9 protein-coding genes are annotated in these 20,249 nt (G+C 64.7%); 3 read left to right on the top strand and 6 right to left on the bottom strand.

What is annotated here, in order from left to right:
* Nucleotides 1-8 precede the first annotated feature (8 nt).
* The gene (gene clcA, locus BWR02_RS16755) at nt 9-1,385 is read left to right on the top strand and encodes a H(+)/Cl(-) exchange transporter ClcA (RefSeq protein WP_139559061.1); all 1,377 of its coding nucleotides are present in this window, start codon (nt 9-11) and stop codon (nt 1,383-1,385) included.
* 285 nt (nt 1,386-1,670) lie between these two features.
* Here clcA and BWR02_RS16750 read toward each other — a convergent pair whose 3' ends face one another.
* On the bottom strand, nt 1,671-5,885 hold the full coding sequence (locus BWR02_RS16750; protein ID WP_139559060.1) for an ELWxxDGT repeat protein: 4,215 nt from the start codon (nt 5,883-5,885) through the stop codon (nt 1,671-1,673).
* Between the two features lie 260 nt (nt 5,886-6,145).
* Nucleotides 6,146-7,159, bottom strand: a complete 1,014-nt coding sequence (locus BWR02_RS16745) for a glycosyltransferase family 4 protein (protein WP_139559059.1) — start codon at nt 7,157-7,159, stop codon at nt 6,146-6,148.
* A 102-nt stretch (nt 7,160-7,261) separates the two neighbouring features.
* Between BWR02_RS16745 and BWR02_RS16740 the strand changes: the two genes are divergently transcribed.
* Nucleotides 7,262-8,599 carry an MFS transporter gene (locus tag BWR02_RS16740; protein WP_139559058.1) on the top strand — a complete coding sequence of 446 codons (1,338 nt, stop codon included), beginning with the start codon at nt 7,262-7,264 and terminating at the stop codon, nt 8,597-8,599.
* 42 nt (nt 8,600-8,641) lie between these two features.
* Here BWR02_RS16740 and BWR02_RS16735 read toward each other — a convergent pair whose 3' ends face one another.
* Genes BWR02_RS16735 through kaiC form a run of 4 tightly spaced genes read right to left on the bottom strand, consistent with a single transcriptional unit; the run spans nt 8,642 to nt 13,722 of the window.
* Nucleotides 8,642-11,323 (bottom strand): PAS domain S-box protein, encoded by a 2,682-nt coding sequence (locus BWR02_RS16735; RefSeq protein ID WP_139559057.1) that lies wholly within the window; start codon nt 11,321-11,323, stop codon nt 8,642-8,644.
* The gene (locus BWR02_RS16730) at nt 11,320-11,667 is read right to left on the bottom strand and encodes a circadian clock KaiB family protein (protein WP_139559056.1); all 348 of its coding nucleotides are present in this window, start codon (nt 11,665-11,667) and stop codon (nt 11,320-11,322) included. The genes BWR02_RS16735 and BWR02_RS16730 overlap by 4 nt, the downstream gene beginning before the upstream one ends.
* A 10-nt stretch (nt 11,668-11,677) precedes the next feature.
* Complete coding sequence (locus BWR02_RS16725) at nt 11,678-12,007, bottom strand: circadian clock KaiB family protein (protein ID WP_139559055.1); 330 nt, start codon at nt 12,005-12,007, stop codon at nt 11,678-11,680.
* 14 nt (nt 12,008-12,021) lie between these two features.
* On the bottom strand, nt 12,022-13,722 hold the full coding sequence (gene kaiC, locus BWR02_RS16720; protein WP_139559054.1) for a circadian clock protein KaiC: 1,701 nt from the start codon (nt 13,720-13,722) through the stop codon (nt 12,022-12,024).
* A gap of 442 nt (nt 13,723-14,164) precedes the next feature.
* On the opposite strand from kaiC, the gene BWR02_RS16715 reads away from it, so the two are divergent.
* Entirely contained in the window at nt 14,165-20,239 is a 6,075-nt protein-coding gene (locus BWR02_RS16715) for an EAL domain-containing protein (RefSeq protein ID WP_139559053.1), read from the top strand.
* The last annotated feature ends 10 nt before the right edge of the window (nt 20,240-20,249 follow it).

Genomic DNA, 20,249 nt, shown 5'->3' with positions numbered 1-20,249 from the left:
ATCCCCGCATGCGACCCAGCGACGATCATCGAGCTCCCTCCGCATTGCAGCAGCAACGCCGTCGTTATTCGGCCGCCGACCTGCAGCGGCGGCGACTGCTGCCCCATGCCGTGTGGGTCGGGCTGTGTGCCGGGGTCGTCGCCGTCGCCTTCCACCTCGCGCTCGACTTCGCCGAAAGCGCCCGCGAGGCGTTCAGTGCCGCGGCCAAGCCTTATGGTCCAGCGGGCTTGCTGGCCCTGGGAGCGCTGACGCTGATAGCCATTGTTGCCGCGGCCTGGCTGGTTCGCCGGTTTTCGCCCGAAGCCGCCGGAAGCGGGATTCCGCATCTGAAGGCCGTGCTGCAAGGGGACCGTGAGCTCAGGGCATTTCCCTTGCTCATCGTCAAGTTTGTCAGTGGCGTAATCGGAATCGGCGCGGGATTGGCGCTCGGGCGGGAAGGCCCTACGGTGCAGATGGGCGCGGCGGTGGGCAAGGGGCTCACCCCCGTGTCTGCCGCAGATGAGGGCGAGCGGCGGTTGTTCATCGCGGCCGGTGCCGCTGCCGGTTTGTCGGCAGCGTTCAATGCGCCGCTGTCCGGTCTCGTGTTCGTGCTGGAGGAACTGCAAGGCCGCACCGCGTCGTCCGGATTCTTCGTCGCGGCGATCGCCTGCCTGACGGCGGATATGGTGTGCCGGGTCACGCTCGGGCAGTTTCCCGTGTTCCGTCTGCCCCTGATGGCCACGCCGGCCTTGTCCCTGTTGCCGCTGTTTCTGTTGCTGGGAGTGCTCTGCGGTGTGTTGGGGGTCCTGTTCAACCAATGCCTGCTGTACTCGTCCCGCGTGCTGGCGGGCCGGTCCCGGCCGGCGGTGACCTTCCTGTGGTGGATGGTGTGGGCCGCGGTGACGGCTTACGTCGGCTGGCAGGCGCCCGCAGTGCTGGGCAGCGGGCAGCGCTTCGTCGGCGTCGTGCTGGACGGGAACACGCTCGCGCTCGGTGCCATTCCGGCGTACTTCCTGCTGAGGTTTGCGCTGACGATCGGCGGTTACGGTACCGGGGTTGCGGGCGGGATCTTTTCACCCATCCTGGTGCTCGGTGCGCTTGCCGGTCTCGGGCTGGGGGACGCGGTGAATATCTGGTTCGCCGGAGCGGATGCGGATCCGCGGGTATTCGCCGTCGTCGGCATGGCGGCGTATTTCACCGGGGTGGTCAGAGCGCCTCTGACGGGAATCGTGCTGATCATCGAAATGACCGGCAACTATGGGCTGGTGCTGCCCCTGTTCGCCGCCTGCTTTGCCGCGCTGATCACGGCCGATGCGCTGCACGATCTGCCCATTTACGAGGCCTTGCTGGAGCGGGATCTGGCGCAGACGGTAAGGCGCCGCCCTGGTCGCCGGGCAAGCAAGTGAGGGCGGCTGAGCGCCGCCGCCAGCCCGGCAAGGGGGTGTTGCGACGTGGGGGCCGTGACGCGAGCGGCGGTCGGATTGTCCAACTGCCTGGCGTCACCGCTCCGCCCGAGGGGCAACTCTTCACCCCCACCTCGCGGGAGCGGTCGGGGAGACCGAGACACGCCGTGAATCCGTTCCTGGAGGCTCGGCTGCGGGTTCCCTCCCGCAGACGGTCTCGCCCTCCCCGCTCGCTCCCACTGCCCAACAAGGCAGCAGGGTGAATGGTTACGCCCGAGGCGCTACCGGCTAAGTCAACGCGATCTGGCTCATCAGAACGGCCGCATTGGCTTCGATCACGCCGATCAACGTGAGTTCGGCCGCGCTGATCGGGTTATTGAGGCTGGTGCCGGCGGTGGCCTCCGTATAGAGCCAGAGCGCGGCCTGGTGGCTGCCGGCGGTGTTGTCATTGAGCAGCAGCAGGGTCTGCTCGCCGCCCGTTACGGTCAGGTTGAACTCGGCATTGAACTCGGCCGCCACCGCTGCCGCGCTGGTAAGATTGGCGGTCGAGACGCCGTCGTTGGCCGTCCCCGGAAGGTAAAGTGCCTCGAAGCTGGCGAGGTTGGCGGCGGTGTTACTGTTATTCGAGGTAGCGCTGGCACGAAAACCCAGTGTGCCGCTGCCGTCGCTGTCGAGTAACGTGCGGAGTGCTCCGGTTAGGTCGATTGAATCGATTTGAGCGACGGTGCCGGTGCTGTCGAAGTCCCGGATCACCTCGCCGTTGCCGCCCTCATTCGCGTCCGAGTAAACCGCTCGGTCCTTGACGTCGTCATTCCCCAGGCCGAAGTCGATCGTGTCGGCGCCAGCCCCTCCGAACAACACATTGGCGTTGGCATCGCCGGTCAGCACGTCCGCACCGTCGCCGCCGGTGACGTTCTCGATGCCGCTAATCGAACTGAAGCCGGTGGCCGAACCGGTCGACAGGTTGACCGAGACGGCTGTCGTCGTGCCGGCATAGCTCAGGGTATCAACGTCGGCGCCCAGGTCCAGATGGATCTCCTCGATCGTGGCGACCGTGCTGCCGGCCAGTTGATAGATCAGGCCGCTGGTGTTGACCAGGACCGTCAGGCTGTCGGTGGCCCCGCTGCCAGTCACCAACAGACGGTCGTTGCCGGCATCGCCCCGCAGGGTGTCGTTGCCCTCGCCGAGGGTGTAGTGGAGGGTGTCGTCGCCGATTCCCCCGGAAAGGATATCGTCGCCTAACCCGCCGAACAGGCTGTCGTCGCCGCTGCTGCCGTTGACCGTGTCATTGCCGGCGGCGCCATAGATCACGTCATCGCTGCCGCCTCCGTTCAGGGTATTGTTGCCGCCAGTACCGGTTCGGATCACAAAGGTTTCGGTGTAACTCAAACCGCTGTCGTCAGTGGTCTGCACGATCAACTGGTAGGTTGTGCTGGCCGTCAGCGCCGACGCGCGCGAGACGACGCCGTTGTTGATCGAGAAACCGGCGCTGCTGCCGGCCAGCAAGGCATAGGTAAACGCGCTGGAGTCGGGATCGGTCGTGGCGAGGGTGCCTAACACCTCTCCGCCCTGTGGCAGTGCGCCATTCGCGGGCGGTGATCCGGTCCAGCGGATGTCGGTGGGCGGGAGCCCGGTCACGTCGGTGTTCCCGTCGATGGTGATGGCGATCGACTGGGTCGTGCCGTCCGCGGCCACCACGGTAAAGCTGTCGGTGAGCTGCTGACCGGTGGCGAGCGCATCGACGGCCGGATGACTGTTGTTCAGCACATAGGTCCAGGTGCCCGCCGCCGTGACGGTAAAGGTGCCATACCCCTGATCGCTGGTGGTGGGTGTGGTAACCGCCTGGAACGTGGCCGGGCTATCCACGTCGCTGATGGTCAGCGTGCCCTCGATACTGTTGCTGACGGCATCCTCCGCTAGCGTGCCGTTCAGGGTGCCGCCGATGACGGCTGGATCATTGACGTTGGCGATGGCGAGATCGAAGGTGTCGCTGACCTGCGCGCCGGCGCTGTCGGTAGCCGTGACCGTGATGCTGAGGGTGCCGACGTCGTCGTTGCTTGGCATACCGCTGAAGGTGCGCGTGGCGGCATCGAAGCTGAGCCAGGCCGGAAGCGCTGCGCCGCCGACGAGGGTGGCGGTGTAGCTCAGCGTGTCGCCGAGATCGACATCGGCAAAGGTATCGGCCGCGAAGGTGAAGCTGAACGTGGCGTCTTCGGTCGCGTTCTGATCGGCGATCGCATGCGCGAGTGTCGGTGCATCGTTGGTGTTGGTAATCACCAGGTCGAAAGTATCCGAAACAAGCGCGCCGGCGCTGTCGGTGGTAGTGACCTTAAGGCTCAGGGTGCCGACGTCGCCATTGGTCGGCGTACCGCTGAACGTCCGGGTTCCCGGGTCGAAGGCGAGCCAGGTCGGGAGAGGAGAACCGTCGGCGAGCGTTGCGGTGTAGGTCAGCGTATCGCCGAGATCGACATCGGCAAAGGTATCGGCCGCGAAGGTGAAGCTGAACGCGGCATCTTCCGTCGCATTCTGGTCGGCGATGGCATTGGCGAGGGTGGGTGCGTCGTTGGTGTTGGCAATCACCAGGTCGAAGGTATCCGAGACAATCGCACCAGTGCTGTCGGTGGCGGTGACCTTCAGGCTCAGGGTGCCGACGTCGCCATTGGTCGGCGTACCGGTGAATGTCCGGGTACCCGGGTCGAAGCCGAGCCAGGCCGGGAGGGGAGAGCCGTCGGCGAGCGTGGCGCTATAGGCCAGCGTGTCGCCCGCATCCACATCCGCGAAAGCGTTGGCTGGAACCTGAAAAGAGAAAACCGCGTCTTCGGTGGCGTTCTGGTCCACGAGGGCATTCGCCAAGGTCGGTGCGTCGTTGACCGGGTCGAGAACCAATTGCAGCGCGGCCGAAACGGAACCCCCGTTGCCGTCACTGACGATGTAGGTGATCGTGACCGTCCCGGAATAGTCTGCCGGCGGCGTGAAGGTCCACGTGCCGTCGCCGTTGTCGGTCAGGCTGCCCTGGCTGGCCAACAGTCCGCCGACCTGCAAGGTATCGCCGTCAGGGTCGGAATACCCTTGAAGTAACGCGGCCGCATTCAGCGTGTAGGTCTGGTCTTCCGTGCCATTGGGCAGTATCGCCGGCGTGCCGTCAAGCACGGGTGGTTCATTAGGGCTCGGTAACCTGAAAAAAGCGCTGGGGAAGGAATCCTCGGTGCCGGGATAGATGTCCTTAAGCCGCTGGGTACCGGTGACAGTACCGTCGGTGATCCACAGTTCGACGCCGGTGGGGCCGTCTTGAGCCTGGAAGATCGCCTGGCCGTTGCCAAGTGCCGTGAAATACGTGGGGACGGACGAGTTCGGCCCGGTATTGATGTCCTTCAGCATTTGGGTGCCGGCGGCGGTACCGTCGGTGACCCACAGCTCGTAGCCGTTGGTGTCGTCGGTGGCCACGAAGAGCACCAGGCCGTTGCCGAGCGTGGCGAAGTCAGAGGGAGAGGACGAGCCCGTTCCGGCAACGATGTCCTTCAGCAGTTGCGTGCCGGCGGCGGTGCCGTCGGTGATCCACAGCTCGCTGCCGGCAGTGCCGTCGTTGGCACGGAACAGCAGTTGCCCGTTGCCGAGGGCGGTGAAGCCAGTGGGCGAGGAGGAACTCGCCCCGGGACGGATGTCCTTCAAGAGTTGGGTGCCGGCGGCGGAACCATCGGTGATCCAAAGCTCGTAGCCATTGACGCCGTCGCTGGTCCGGAAGACCCATTGCCCGTTGCCGAGTGCCGTGAACTCAAGCGGCGCGGACGAACTCGTGCCGGAATTGATGTCCTTCAGCAGCTGCGTGCCGGCGGTGGTCCCATCGGTGATCCACAGTTCGGTGCCATGGGTGGCATCGGAGGCGGTGAAAAGCACCTGGCCATTGCCGAGCGCGGTGAACTGCGAGGGCACGGACGAGCCCGTTCCGGACCGGATGTCCTTCAGCAGCTGGGTGCCGGCGGCGGTGCCGTCGGTGACCCAAAGTTCGAGGCCGGTGGTGCCATCGTTGGCCGTGAAGAGCGCTTGGCCGTTGCCGAGCGCGGTGAACTGTGTCGGCGAGGACGAGCCCGTTCCGGACCGGATGTCCTTCAGCAGCTGGGTGCCGGCAGCGGTACCGTCGGTGACCCAAAGTTCGAAGCCGGACGCGCCGTCGTTGGCCTGGAAGAGCACCAGGCCGTTGCCGAGTGCGGTGAACTGTGAGGGTGAGGACGAGCCGGTGCCGAGACGGATATCTTTCAGCAGCTGGGTGCCGGCGGCGGTGCCGTCGGTGATCCACAGTTCGGTGCCCGTGGTGCCATCGTCGGCCTGGAAGAGCACCAGGCCGTTGCCGAGCGCGGCGAAGCCATCGGGCGAGGACCAGCCCACCCCGGGGTTGATGTCCTTCAGCAGGTAGGTGCCGGCGGTGGTGCCGTCGGTGATCCACAGTTCGGTACCGGTGTTGCCGTCGTCAGCCCGGAAGAGCCAACGGCCTGTCTGGTTGGGCATGTCGCATCTCCTGCAGTGTCGTTCGGTTTGGTGGTTCCCGAATCGGCAAAAAGGTCAGCGCACTCCGGGCATTCAAGCACGGCGTGCTCTTCCTCTGCCGTCGGTTAAGGTATCGCCTGGGGGGATGTCTACTATAGCCCAAATTACATAGGTAATTGTGCCTATTGACTAATGACGATTAGTTCGTTCCCCGTGCGGGAGGTCTGCGTGGCGGGTCCGACAGCTTCGCTTCATCCGATGGCGAAGCGACTTCCTCCGAATCATCCCGATCGGGTGGGCTGGAGGAGCGCAAGCCGGTCCACAAAGCGCCGGGCCGAGGCTTCCCAGGACCAGTCCAGGGCGTAGCGCCGACATTCCTCGGGATCGAGATTCAGTGCGTCCAGTGCGGCGCGGCGCAGGTCGGTGTGGAGCCGGCCGACGCGTGCATCGCGGATGATGTCCCGCGGGCCCTGAACCGGGTAGGCGGCGACGGGCACGCCGCAGGCCAGCGCCTCCAGCATCGCCAGACCGAAGGTGTCCGTGCGGCTCGGAAAGACCAGCACGTCGGCGGCCGCGAGACACCGCGCCAGGTCCTGGTCGCGACGGTAGCCGAGAAAGCGGGCCTCGGGATAACGTGTTTCGAGTTCGGGGCGCTGCGGTCCGTCCCCGATCACGACTTTGCTGCCGGGGAGATCCAGTCGCAGGAAATCCTCGACGGCCTTTTCGACAGCGATGCGGCCGAGGTACATGAAGACCGGGCGCGGGGCCACGATCCCTTCTTTGCCCTGCGGTCGGAACTGCTCCGTGTCGACCCCGAGCGGCCAGGTGGCAAGCCGGCGAAAGCCTTTTCGGGCCAATTGTTCGGCGAGCGATGCGGTGCCGACGAGCACTCGCTCGCTCTTTCGGTGGAACCAGCGCAGATAGCCGTAGCTGACGGGCAGCGGAATGCCGGCGCGCAGCTTCAGGTATTCCGGGAAGTGACTGTGAAAGGACGAGGTATAGGGCCAGCGGCGGTGACGGCAATAGCGGCGGGCCGCGAAGCCGACCGGCCCCTCGGTCATCAGGTGGATCGCGTCCGGTTGCGAGGCATCGATCAGAGGGCGCAACCGGTGGCCGCACAGGAAGGCGAGCCGGACATCCGGGTAGCCCGGGCACGGCCAGGTGCGGAAGGGTTCCGGCGTGATGACGGTCACGGTGTGCCCGAGACGTGTCAGGGCCCGGGTCAGCTCGACGAGGGCCGTGACGATGCCGTTGATCTGGGGATGCCAGGCGTCGCTGATCAGCGTGATGCGCAAGAATGCCTTCCTGTCGGACTTGTCGGCGTCGCGGCCGGGCTGTACAAGTGCCGCTTTCGGGACCGCCCGCCGGCCCGCAACCGTTCTGTGCCGGATTCGACGATGAACCACACCCCGCTGCCCCGCAGCACGCTGATCTACTACGCGCTGCCCGAGTTGACCCAGGCGGTGGTGACGCTGCCGATGGCCTTGTTCGTGCCGGCATTCTACACGGACGATCTCGGCCTGCCGCTGGCGGGCGTGGGTGCGGCCATCGCCGCGTCACGCCTGCTCGATGTCGTCGTCGATCCCGTCGTCGGCATGCTCAGCGACCGGACCCGGACGCGCTGGGGACGCCGTAAGCCATGGATCGCTGCCGGCACGCCGGCCTTGATGCTGTCGGCCTGGATGGTCTTTGCACCCCCGGCGGGCGTCTCTCTGGCCTACCTGTTCGTGTGGGCCAGCGTGCTGTTCCTCGCGTTCACGCTGGTCGATCTGCCCCACAAGGTCTGGGGTGCCGAACTGTCGACCGATTATCTGGAACGCAATCATGTCGCGGCCTGGCGCGAAGGTTTCGGCGGCGCCGGGCTGGTTCTGTTTCTCGCGACGCTGCTGATCATGGGATTCTTCGGCCACACGGCCGCGCGCGAGCAGCTGTGGGCCATCGGGCTGATCATCGTACTGAGCCTGCCGCCACTCGTCGGCCTGGCACTGGGAAAGGTGCCGGAGGCGCCGCCGGAGGAATTGATCGGCGCGCGGCAGCGGGGGTGGCCGGCCTTGCGTTTGGTGCTTAGTAACCGCGCCTTTCGGCGCACGATGGCGACCATCCTGTTGTTCGGCGCGGCGGTCATGATCCAGGCCACGTTGCACAAACTGGTCCTGACGCACGTGATCGGGCGCCCCGAGCTGTTTGCGCCCCTGATCCTGGCCGAGACGCTGGCCTCACTGGGTGCGATTCCGTTGTGGCTCCGGCTCGCGGCGCGTTTCGGCAAACACCGTGTGGTAACCGCCGCCGCACTGTGGGTCGGCCTCTGGAGCCTGGCCTTTCCGTTGCTGGGTGCCGGGGATATCGTGCCCTATGCCGCGCTGATCATCCTGCGCGGCAGTAGCCTGACGTCGATCTTTCTGCTGTCGAACTCGATTGCCGCCGATGTCGTGGACCAGGACATCGTCGAATCGGGCCGGCAGCGCACCGGTCTGTTCTTCGCGGTCTGGGGCATGGCGGTTAAGGGCGCGGTCGCGCTGGGGGTGTTGCTGGCGACCGCGCTGCCGGCGGCCTTCGGGTTCGAGCCTTCGGCCGGTGCTCAATCGGCTGACTCCGTCCGCTGGTTGCTGATCGTCTACGGTTGGCTGCCGTGCGCGATCATGCTACTGGGTGTGCCCCTGCTGTGGCATTTCCCGATCGATCGGCGCCGTCACAAGGAATTGCGCGACGAAATCGCGGCACGGCGCCGACCGTGAGACGCGATTCAGTCGTGCGTTCTCCGCGCTGATCGCAGCCGGTCAGTCTTCGGGCGTCTCAGTGCTGGTACGGAGGTCGTGGTCCTCCGGCAGACATCCCCCAGCGTCGGCCGGCGAAACGCCGGGTCCATTGGGTTTCGCCAGACCGGGGCTGCCGTTTGCCCGATCGCGGGTCGCTTGATTCAGCCAATGCAGCACGGCTCCATAGAGCACTGCGGGTGGGATCGGCTTGCTCAGGAAGTCGTTCATGCCGGCGCTGAAGCAAGCGTCACGGTCCTCGCCGAAGGCGTTTGCGGTCATCGCCAAAATCGGGGTGCCCTGCCGCCCGGGGAGCCGCCGGATCCGCCGCGTGGCCTCGAGGCCATCCATCAGCGGCATCTGCATGTCCATCAGAATCAGGTCGTAGTCGTTGCGTTCCGCCATCTCGACCGCGAGCGAGCCGTCATCCGCGACATCGACCCGCAACGCGCAGTCCTTCAGCATTTCCACGGCGACTTCCTGGTTGATGACATTGTCCTCCGCCATTAGGATACGGGCGCCCGCGTGCTGCCGCGCAACGTCGGCGGACGTGGCCGGGGGCGTTTCCGGGAGGCGGGCCCGCTGAGCCTGCAGGGGTTCCCTTACGAAGGGGACTGTGAACGAAAACCGGCTGCCCCGGCCAGGTTCGCTGCTTACCTCCACTTCGCCACCCATCAGTTCCACCAGACCCTTGCTGATGACCAGGCCCAGGCCGGTTCCACCGAAGCGCCGGGTGATCGACCCGTCCGCCTGTTCAAAGGCATTGAAGAGGCGTCTGCACTGGTCAGCGGAGATGCCGATGCCGGTGTCCTCGACCTCGAAACGGACGCACAGTTGCTTCGGGGTCTGGCTTACCCGTCGGATGCGGAACGCGATTCCCCCGTACTCGGTGAACTTGATGGCATTGCTGGCGAAGTTCAGCAGGACCTGCCGCAAGCGCAAGGCATCACCAATCAGGGCTTCCTGCAAGGCGGGATCGATCTCGACGGTCCATCCAAGCCCCTTGCTTTCGGCCTTGTCCTTCATCAGGGCCGTGACCGCCTCGAGCAGTTCCTCCACCCTGAACGCCGTCTCTTCCAGAAGGAGCTTTCCGGCTTCGATCTTGGACAAGTCGAGTATGTCGTCGATGAGCGCCAGCAGGTGGTCGGCCGCATCGACGATCTTGCTTAACTGGTGTTGCTGCTCCGCATCCCGGGATTTCATCGTCAACAAATGGGTCAAGCCGACGATGGCGTTCATCGGCGTACGGATTTCATGGCTCATATTGGCCAGGAATTCGCTCTTTGCCCGGTTGGCGGCCTTGGCGGCGGCCCAGGCCGATGCCAGCTCCGCCTCGGCTCGCTTACGGTCGGTGATGTCGATGCACGAGCCGATGTAGCCCAGGAACTCGTGGCGGGCGTCATCGCGCGGTTTGCCGAAATCCAGTATCCAGCGATATTCGCCGTCGAAGCGGCGTAGCCTGTACTCCAGCTCGAAGGGCTGCCGCGTGTCACAGGCGCGTTCGAAAGTGTCGACACTGGCAGGATAGTCGTCGGGATGAATGTTTTCCGTCCAGCCGTAACCCAGTTCCTGCTCGAGGGAGCGCCCGGTGAACTTTAGCCACGTCTCGTTGAAGTAGCTGCGACGCTTGTCGGGGGTTGCCATCCATACCATGACCGGCGCCGAATCGGCCAAGTCGCGAAACCGGCTCTCGCTCTCCCGCAGCGCTGCCGTGCGCTGAGCGACCATGTCCTCCAGGTGCCATCGATGGTGCTGCAGCTCCGCCTCGCCTGCCTTGCGCTCAGTGATGTCCTCGGCGACGAGACTAAATTGCGGCCGGCCGTCGAGACTTTCTCCGAGAAACGACACGGTAGCCGTCAGCCACCGCCCGGTGTCGGGTTCCGCGGTCGCGAACTCGAAGCGCACTGGCGCCAGGGTGCGTTGCGCTTGCCGCACGGCGTCGATCCAGCGGCGGTCGATGGCCGCGGTCGGGCCGAGTTCCCGACCGTTCCATGACGGCGGGTAGTCCGCTTTGGCCGCGATGAACGCTTCCATCGCCGCATTTCCACGCAGTGCCTGTGTTTTCTCGCCCACGACTTCCGCGACGCCCATCAGGAAGGGCGAACTGTCGTAGAAGCTTTGCAGCAGGGCTTGGCTTGCCTCGAGGGCCTGCTGCTGATCGCGCAGCATTTTCAAGGATCTGGAGGATGCCTCGAGCACGGTGAGGTCGGAGATCACCAGACATAGTCCGGTCGCGCCATCGACGTCCAGCCGGCTGCCGGAAATCTGGGCCGGTACCGGCGTGCCGTCCCCCGCCTGCAGTACCAGTCGCCGCTGGACCGGTTGCGATACCGCCTCGGCCAGCAGTGACTGCAAGGGGCGCCGTTGCGCGGGCGCCGTGAAGTTCGCGACAGGGCTCCCCATCACCTGGTTCAGAGGCGTTCTCAGCAGTTCCCCGAAACGCCGGTTGCAGTACCGGATCGTCCCGTCGGTGGTCACCGTAAGTGCCGCCTCGTGCATGGTTTCGACGATCAGGCGGTAGGTGCTTTCGACGCCGGCCAGGGAATAGAGTTGGTCGCCATTAGGCCCGGCCACGACCAGCGCATCGACGTCGCCGTTGCGGATGGCCTGGAGGGTCTGTTCCGCCTCGTCGAGCCGCGCGCGCAAGGCCTCGTTTTCCGCAAGCAGATCGACGGCTTCGCGAAGCCGCTGCGGAGTCTGGCTCATGGCGGTTCGATCGGCTTCAGATCCAGACCCACGAGAACCCTTTCCTCATCCGCCATGCTGCCGATCAGCTTGCGCAAGGGCAGTGGCAACGTCCGGATCAAGGTCGGTGCGGCGATTATCTGCTCTCCGGCAGCAAGGACAGGATTCTGGTACAGGTCGATCACCTGCAAGGTGTAGCGCCCGGCCAGATGCTGCTCGCAGATCTGCGTGACATTGCGTAGCGCTTCCTGCGAGCGGGGCGTCATGCCGGCGATGTAGAGCCTCAGTTCATAATGTTGTTCGGTACTGGCCTGTAGCGCCGCCTCGAAAGCTTCGGTCGTCGACTGCGATTCGGGCTTGAGCATGGGCGACACCTCAGCGTTCTTTCGGGCGAAGGTCCAGACCGACGAGTACCCTCTCCTCGTTTGACAGATCACCGATGATCTTTTTCACCGGCTCCGGCAGCTTGCGCACCAGGGTCGGAATCGCCAGGATCTGCTCCCCCGCGGCCAGGGTGGGGTTCTGCAGCAGATCGACGACCTCGATCGAGTAGCGGCCCGACAGATGCTGCTCGCACAGTTTCTTCAGGTTGGCAAAGGCGGTGAGCGCCCGCGGTGTCTGGCCTGCGACATACAGCCGTAACTCCCAACGTTCCGGGTTCGCAGAGTCATCCGGAGCCAGGGCGGTATTTTCATGTGGATGCATGGTGGGGCCTCGGGTCAATCGGCTTGTCGGGCTTGTGAGACCGTTCCGAGTTCCTGCGCCAAGGTCTCGAGGCGGGCCTGCTCATCCGCCGCGAGTGCGCGCATTTCCTCCTTCAGATAGCTGGCCTGTAGTTGAAGCTCTTCGATCTGGCTCCGAATTTGCCGCTGCCGCTGCTCAAGTTCGTTCTGGCGCAGCGTGACCTGCCTCCGCCGGAGGCTCTCCTCGGCGCGGTGATGTGACTCCGCGATCAGGCGCGCGGAACCGGTCAGCACAGCGCCTGCCGCGTTGTACACATCGGTGAGTTGAATGCCCTCGTCGGACAGCCGGAACTCGCGGACCTGGTTCGAATGCGCCATACCGCGGCTTTTGAGGACGAATAACAGTCGGTTGCGTTCCCCAGAGGTTTCGATATTCCGAAGCAGCAGCCAGGTATCCATCAGCGAGGAGATCCCGACGTCGGTCTTTTCGGAGCCGGCCTCTTCGAGACTGGTCAGGATCGTCGTGATGTTGAGATTCTTCAGGAAATCGATCACCCGGGACAGCATCGCCTTGACCTCGTGGAAATCGGCGATCGAACAGAGGTTGCTGATGGGGTCGATGACGACCGCAGTGGGCCGATACTCGTGGACGAGCTTGTGGAGTTGAACAAGGTGCTCCTCCAGCCCGTAGGCAGTCGACCGAACGGCGTTGAACCGCAGCAGCCCTCGGCTTTCCCACTGACCCAGATCGAACCCGATCGAGGCCATGTTGCGCCGGATTTGCGCGGGGGCTTCCTCAAAGGCCAGGTACAGGCATGCCTCGCCCCGCTGGCACGCGGCATTCACAAAGGCCGCAGCCAAGCTGGACTTGCCCGTGCCGGCACTGCCTGAAACCAGTATCGTGCTGCCACGGTAATAGCCCTTGCCGTCCAGCATCGTGTCCAGACGGGGAATGCCGGTCGGAACCCGTTCCGTGCTGACTGCATAGTTCAGGCTGAGCGAACTGATCGGCAGCACGCTCAGGCCGCGCTCGTCGATCATCGTCGGATACTCGCTGGACCCGTGAGCCGAGCCGCGGTACTTGATCACGCGCAAGCGGCGCGTCGCGATCTGCTGCGCGACCCGGTGGTCGAGAAAGATCACACAGTCGCTGATGTATTCCTCGAGATTGTGGCGGCTCAGCGAATTGCGGCCCTGTTCGGCCGTGATGACAGCCGTGACGCCTTTGGTCTTGAACCATCGGAACAGCCGCCGCAACTCGCTACGGAGTATGGCTTCGCTCGGAACCCCGGCGAAGAGGGCCTCCAGCGAGTCGACGGCGATGCGCCGGGCTCCGGTCTGCCGGAGTAGATGGTCGATGCGGATGAATAAACCCTCGAGATCGTACTCGCCGGTTTCTTCGATCTCGGCGCGTTCGATCTGGATGTGGTCCAGCGCCAACTGGTTCTGCTCGATAAGTCCTGCGAGGCCGAAGCCGAGCGATTCGACATTCTGGATCAACTCCGGAATGGTTTCCTCGAAGCTCAGAAACAGGCCCGGTTCGCCGAACTCCCGGATACCGCGTACGATGAATTCCATGGCCAGCAGCGTCTTGCCGCTGCCGGCGCCACCGCAGACCAGCGTGGAACGCCCGCGCGGCAGGCCGCCGCCGGTAATCTCGTCCAGGCCACGGATGCCCGTGGGGCATTTCTCGAGTCCGCCTTCGACCGGCAGAGCGCACGGTGGGCGTTCAAGCATTTTGGTTCTCCTGAGCGACCGGCGCCCGACGGGGCACCACAGATGACGACCGCCAATCCCTGAGGCGCGGCCGGCTCTTTCCCTGATTCTACGTTCCGGCATATTACCCTAGCCCGATTGAACTTAATACGCGGTTCTGGCCGGTAGTGCCGGCCTCTTTGCGCGGGTCATCTGAACTCCTCACGGGACCTGCTCGCGACCCAAGGCGGCGTCCGTTGGCCTACACCGTATTCGGTACCGCGATGCGGGTAGTTGTCCGGGGGTTGAAGTATCCTGTGTCGGGCTTCGCTCTCCTGCTGTGTCTGCCCTTGCCGGCTAGCTGCGTCGTCCCATAAATGGCGATCGGGCTTCGGGTCGAGGGCAGCGATGTGGCGGGCAGCTATTGGGATGTCAGATTAGGCCGGTCTGGTTGTCTGCTCGGCGGGACGTTGACGGAGGGGGCGTGGCGGAAAGGCAAGCGAGTTCGATACTGACCCAGTTTCTGCCGGGCGTCGCCGGGAATGCCGCTGTCATTCTCCGCACCGCGGGTCGGGATGCGACCGATGCCACCTGCGCCCTGCAGAACGAATTCGAGATCGTTTCGACGTTTCGGCTGGAATGCATGCTGCCGCTGCAGGCGCGGGAGGAGGACGGCTCGCAGGTCGCGCTGCGCTACAGCGATCCCGGGAGCAGGCCGCCGGATGTCGGTGCGACCGACACGCTCACCGACGTGTTGCGTCTGGCGCAGGCACTGGCCGAAGCCCTCGCCGAGGTGCATGCGTCCGGCCTGATTCTCTGCAATCTGGCTCCGCGCAACCTGCGCCTGAGCGACGGCAAGATACGGATAATCGACTTTTCCCGGGCGCTGCGGGTGACGCAGGAGCATCGGGACATCGGCAGTCCCTGGCTGATTCCGGGCGATTTGCGTTATGTCGCGCCGGAGCAGACCGGCCGCATGAACCGCCCGCTGGATTACCGTTGTGATTATTACGCCTTCGGTGTTTGTCTCTATGAATGGCTGACGGGATGTCCGCCCTTCATGGCAGCGGATCCGACGGAGTTGATCTACGCTCATCTGGCGCTGGTCCCGACGCCACCCGAACAAATCGATCCGCGTATTCCGCGTTTCGTGTCGTCGCTTGTCACGAAGCTGCTGGCGAAGGATCCGGAACATCGCTACCAGAGCATCGAAGGACTGCGAGCCGATTTGCGGATCGCCACTGAACTGGTGACGGCGGGTTCGGCGACCGACCTCGCCGTTGGCACCTACGATGTCTCGTTCCGGTTCCGGACGTCCCACAAATTGTTCGGACGCGAAGCCGAGCGCCAGTTGCTGCTGAGTTGCTACGAAAAAGCCTGCCGCGGTTCCCGCGAGATCGTGCTGATCGCGGGGTATTCTGGAGTCGGAAAAACGGCGCTGATTCGCGAAACCTATGTGCCGGTGACCCGGCAAAAGGCGCTGTTCGTTGCCGGCAAATTCGATCAGCGCGAACGTGTTCTTCCCTACGCCGCCTGGCTCGAAGCCTTGGGCAAGCTGCTGGGCTTCATCCTGGCCGAACCCGAGGACAGCCTGGACGAGTGGCGCCAGCGACTCGCTGAGGCGCTGGGCGCCAATGCGCGCCTGATGACCGACCTGCTGCCCAGTCTGGCTATGCTGATCGGCACGCCGCCACCGGTCAGCGAACTGCCGCCGATGGAGGCGCTGAACCGTTTCAATCAGACGTTCCGCGATTTCATCCGGGCCTGTTGCCGGCCGAAGCGGCCGCTCGTGGTCTTCCTGGACGATCTGCAGTGGATGGATTCGGCCTCGCTGAACCTGTTCACGCTGTTGAGCACCGATGCGGATTGCCGGAACCTGCTGTTGATCGGAGCCTACCGGGAGAACGAGGTACCACCGACCCATCCTTTGTCGCAGGCGGTCCAGCGGATCAAGCAAGGTGCGGATCTGCAACTCACCGAACTGTTCCTGGAGCCGCTCCGACGTGACGCGATCGCGCTGTTGTTGAGCGATGCACTGGCACAGTCGCTGGCGCCGGATGAGCCGCTGGTGGGTCTTCTTCAGCGAAAAACCGGGGGCAATCCTTTCTTCCTTTGGCAGTTCCTGCGGATCCTGCACGGCGATGGACTGATCACGTTCGACCTGGCCCTGATGCGCTGGATCTGGGCGATGGATGCCATCGAGGGGGTGGCTTATGCGGACAACGTCGTCGATCTGATGATCCGCCGCCTCGATGCGCTGCCGGAGAGAACCCGCTCTCTCCTTGCCTGGGGCGCTTGCCTCGGCGCAAGCTTCGATGTCGAGAGGGTGGCCCGGCTCGGGCAGTGCACTGTGGTCGAAGCCTACGACGGGCTGTCGCCCGCGGTAGGCGAGGAGCTGATCGTCCCGGCCGTGGCCGCCCGTATCGTGTCGTCGCGGCTGATCGTGCGCGAGTTTCGGTTCTTGCACGACCGCGTGCAGGAGGCGGCTCTTCAGTTGCTGTCGCCGGAGGCCAGGCCAGGCACCCATTGCCAGATAGCCCGCCAGATGCTCGACGAGTTGTCAGCCGCCGAGATCGACGCGCGCATCTTCGACATTGCCGATCACCTGAACCGTGCGCTTCCTCTGCTCGATACCGCGGCACAGCGCCTGGACCTGGCCCGCCTCAATCTGCTGGCGGCGCGCAAGGCCAAGGCTTGCGCGGCCTACGGCGCGGCACGGCGTTATCTGGAAGTCGGGATGTCTCCGGCGGGCGAGGCGGTCTGGGATTGGTCACCGGGTCTCGCTTTCGATCTCTACCGCGAACGCGGCGAACTCGAATCCTTGAATGGCCATTTCGACGAGGCCAGGGCGTTTCTGGAATGCGCGATCGCGCGCGAACCCGATCCGCTGCGCAAGGCGTCGCTCTTCCACCTTCTGGTCACTCAGTACACTGTGCGGGCTCTGTACCCACAGGCAATCGAGACGGCGCGCACCGGGCTGGCGCTGCTCAACGTGACGCTGCCGGCCGCGGATTACGCGGTGACTCGCAACGCCGAACTGACCCGCATTCGTGCTTTGCTCGGAGATCGGAGGCTCGCTGCCCTGGGCAGCTTGCCAGTCATGGAAGACCCGCGACAGCGCGCCGTCATGCTGCTGCTGACCAGCATGGGACCCCCATGCTATCGGTCTCATCCCGACCTGTGGGGTGTGATCGTCGCCATGGAGATTCGTCTGTGCCTGGAATACGGTACGACCGCCAGCGCCAGTTACAGCTATCCCGCGTTCGGCGGGCTGTTGACGCACGTCGGGCAGGGCGGTGCTGCGGAGTGCGCGGAACTGCTGACGGCAACGGAGCAGTTGTTGAAACGCTTCGACTCCCCCGGCGACGTCAGCGTCGGTTATCTGATGATGGGGAGTTCGCTGCGCCACTGGTGCGCTCCCCTGGTCCAGGCCAGCAACGATTACCTCGAAGCCTACAACACGGGTCTGTCTTCCGGGAACCTTCAGTACGCGGCCTATGGTTTCGGCCACAACGCGTACTCCCGTTTCTATCAGGGGGTGTCCCTGCCGGAGCTCCGGGCGGAAATCGAGACTTATCTCGCCTTCTGCGCGGACCGCAAGAACCGCTGGGGAGTCGATCTCATCGAAGGCCTGCTCCGCATCTGTCATGGTCTGTGCGTTCCGTTCGACAGTGAGGCAGTGCCCGTCGCTTTCGATTGGCGCGGCACGGCGGAAGCCGATTACCTGGCACGCTGCGAGCAGAATGGCAATCTGCAGGTGCTCTGCATCTACCACATCCTGAAAGCCGAGGCCTTTTGCCACCTGCAGCTGCCGGAACCGGCGGCCGCGAGTCTGATCGAGGCGGAGCGACGCATCGACAGCGTTTCCACGCAGGGGCTGCTGCCGGCTGCGCAGTTTCGGCTGCTCCGCGCTCTGTTGCTGGTGTGGGTGCCGGAAAGCCTGGGCGTCTCGCCGGGGCAGGCGCGCCGCGAAATCGCCGAGCTGTGCCTGCAGTGCCGGGCCTGGGCCGAGGGGGCGCCGGACACGTATGCCTACGCCGCCGAGTGGCTCGAGGGTGAGGCGGCGCGTCTCGACGGCCAATGGCCGGCGGCGCTCGATGCCTACGACAGGGCTATCGATGCGGCTCGAACTCAGCGCTGGCAACCGCGTGTCGGCCTGATTGCGATGCGAGCCTCCGAGTTGTGGGCCTCGCGGAACAGGTCCCCTGTCGCCGACTTTTATCGGGATCAGGCACGGATCGCCTATCGTGGCTGGCAGGCCGATGCGGTGCTGGCTCAGTCGTTTCTCGCGGCCTCTTCGCCGTCCCCGGGCGATGTCGGCACAGGCTTGCGGTTCCTCGCCGAGTGCGATCTGAGAAATGCCGCCCGAGTGGCGCAGATGATCTCGAACCACACCATGGTCGACGAGGTCGTCGCGGCGGCTGTTGCCAACCTGGGCCGGATGACGGGGGCGCAGCGCGTCGTGATGTTCCTCGCGACCGACAGCGGTTTGCGACTCGCACTCGATACGACCGCCGCGAGCCCGGCGCCCGCGGATCTGCCGCTGGAGCAACTGGAAGACATTCCGCAGTCGCTGATCAACTACGTCCAGAACACCTTGCAGACCGTGCGTATCTCGGCGCAGGACGACAGCCCGTTCGCCGACGACCGTTACCTGCAGGGGGCCGGTGTACTGTCCGCAATGGTTGTACCACTGTCCAATCTAGGCCAGCTGATGGCGCTGGTCTATCTGGAGCACCGGGAGGTCGCCGGCGCGTTTCCGCTGGAAACGGTGCCCTTGCTGGAACTGATCGCCGCCCAGGCGGCAGTCTCGCTGACCAACGCACGCCTCTACGAAAGTCTGCGGCGGGAGATCTGGGAGCGGGAGCGCTTGCAGGAGCACGAGCGCCGCCTGGAGAAGCTGGCACACCATGACGCGCTCACCGGGTTGCCCAATCGCATACTGTTCGCAGACCGCTTGCGGCAGGCCATGGCTCAGGCCCGGCGCAACAAGCGCCGGGTCGCGGTCGCCTACATCGACCTCGACGGATTCAAGGCGGTCAATGACCGCCATGGACATGCGGTGGGCGACCAGTTGCTGGCGGCACTTTCCCAGTACATGGCCGGTACGCTGCGCGAAAGCGACACGTTTGCACGCATTGGCGGCGATGAATTTGCCGTGGTGCTGGCCGGTTCTGAGCCGGCCGGGTCGATCGAGCCGGTGCTGTCACGCCTGTTGGTCACGGCCGCACAGCCGGTGCCGGTCGGGGGAGTGATGCTCTCGGTTTCCGCCAGCATCGGGGTCACCTTCTATCCGCAGGACGAGGAAATCGATGCGGACCAGTTGTTGCGTCAGGCGGATCAGGCGATGTACCAGGCCAAGCTGACCGGCAAGAATCGCTGCCACTTCTTCGACGCCGCGCATGACCGCGATGTCAAGGGACAGCATGCGTTGATCGGTCGTCTGCGGCGCGCACTCGATGATCGGGCTTTCGTGCTGCACTATCAGCCGAAGGTCGACATGCGGCGAGGAGAGACCGTGGCCGCGGAGGCACTGCTGCGTTGGCAGTGTCCCGAGGAAGGCTTGTTGTACCCGGGAAAGTTCCTGCCGGCCATCGAGGATCACCCGCTCATGGTGGAGTTGGGCGAGTGGGTCATCGACGCGGCATTGTCTCAACTCGAACGGTGGCGCGCCGAGGGGGTGGACCTGACGGTCAGCGTCAATATCAGCGCTCAGCAGTTGCAGCAGAGCGATTTCGTCGAGCGCCTGAACGCCCTGTTGCAGGCGCATCCGGCAGTCGCTCCGGAGAAGCTCGTGCTGGAGGTGGTGGAAACCGCGGCCCTGCAGGATGTGATGCATGTCGCCCGGATCATGAGGACCTGCAGAGACATCGGGGTGCGCTTCGCTTTGGATGATTTCGGCACGGGGTATTCGTCGCTGATGTATCTGAAGAACCTGCCAGCCGCTCTCCTGAAGATCGACCAGAGTTTCGTTCGGGACATGCTCTCGGACGTCGACGATCTCGCGATCATCGACGGCATTCTCGGCTTGGTCAGCGCCTTCCGCAGGGAGGTGATTGCCGAGGGGGTCGAGACCCTTGAACAGGGCGAGCTACTGTTGCAGATGGGTTGCGAGAAGGCGCAGGGCTATGCGATCGCCCGGCCCATGCCGGCCAATGAACTCCCGCTATGGCTCCGGACGTGGCAGCCCGTTCCGGCGTGGCGGGACGCGAACCCGGTCGGCCGCGAACTGAAGCCGCTGCTGTTCGCTGCAGTGGAGCATCGGGCCTGGGTCCAGGGGGTTGCCGACTGCATCCGCGACGGCGAGGCTCAATGCGCGCCCCTACCCGAACGCGGCTGCCACCTGTGGCAGTGGTTGAGCAGCCCGGAGGCGGGGCCTTTTCGGAGTCATGCCGGCTTCGGTGAACTGGCCCGAATACACAGTGCACTGCATGCCGTGGGCAACAATCTGCTCAGCCGGCGCTCGCCCGCCCGGGCCGAGGTTCGGTTGGCCGAACTGAACGCGCTGCATGATGGGTTTGCCGGCCGCATCAGCGCCTTGCTGCGCGAAACGGTCTAGCCGCGGCGCC

Origin of the sequence: Methylotetracoccus oryzae (assembly GCF_006175985.1) — a bacterium.
In the GTDB taxonomy this organism is placed as follows: domain Bacteria; phylum Pseudomonadota; class Gammaproteobacteria; order Methylococcales; family Methylococcaceae; genus Methylotetracoccus; species Methylotetracoccus oryzae.
The sequence above is the reverse complement of the archived record's forward strand: the minus strand, read 5'-3'. Positions and strand labels throughout refer to the sequence as shown.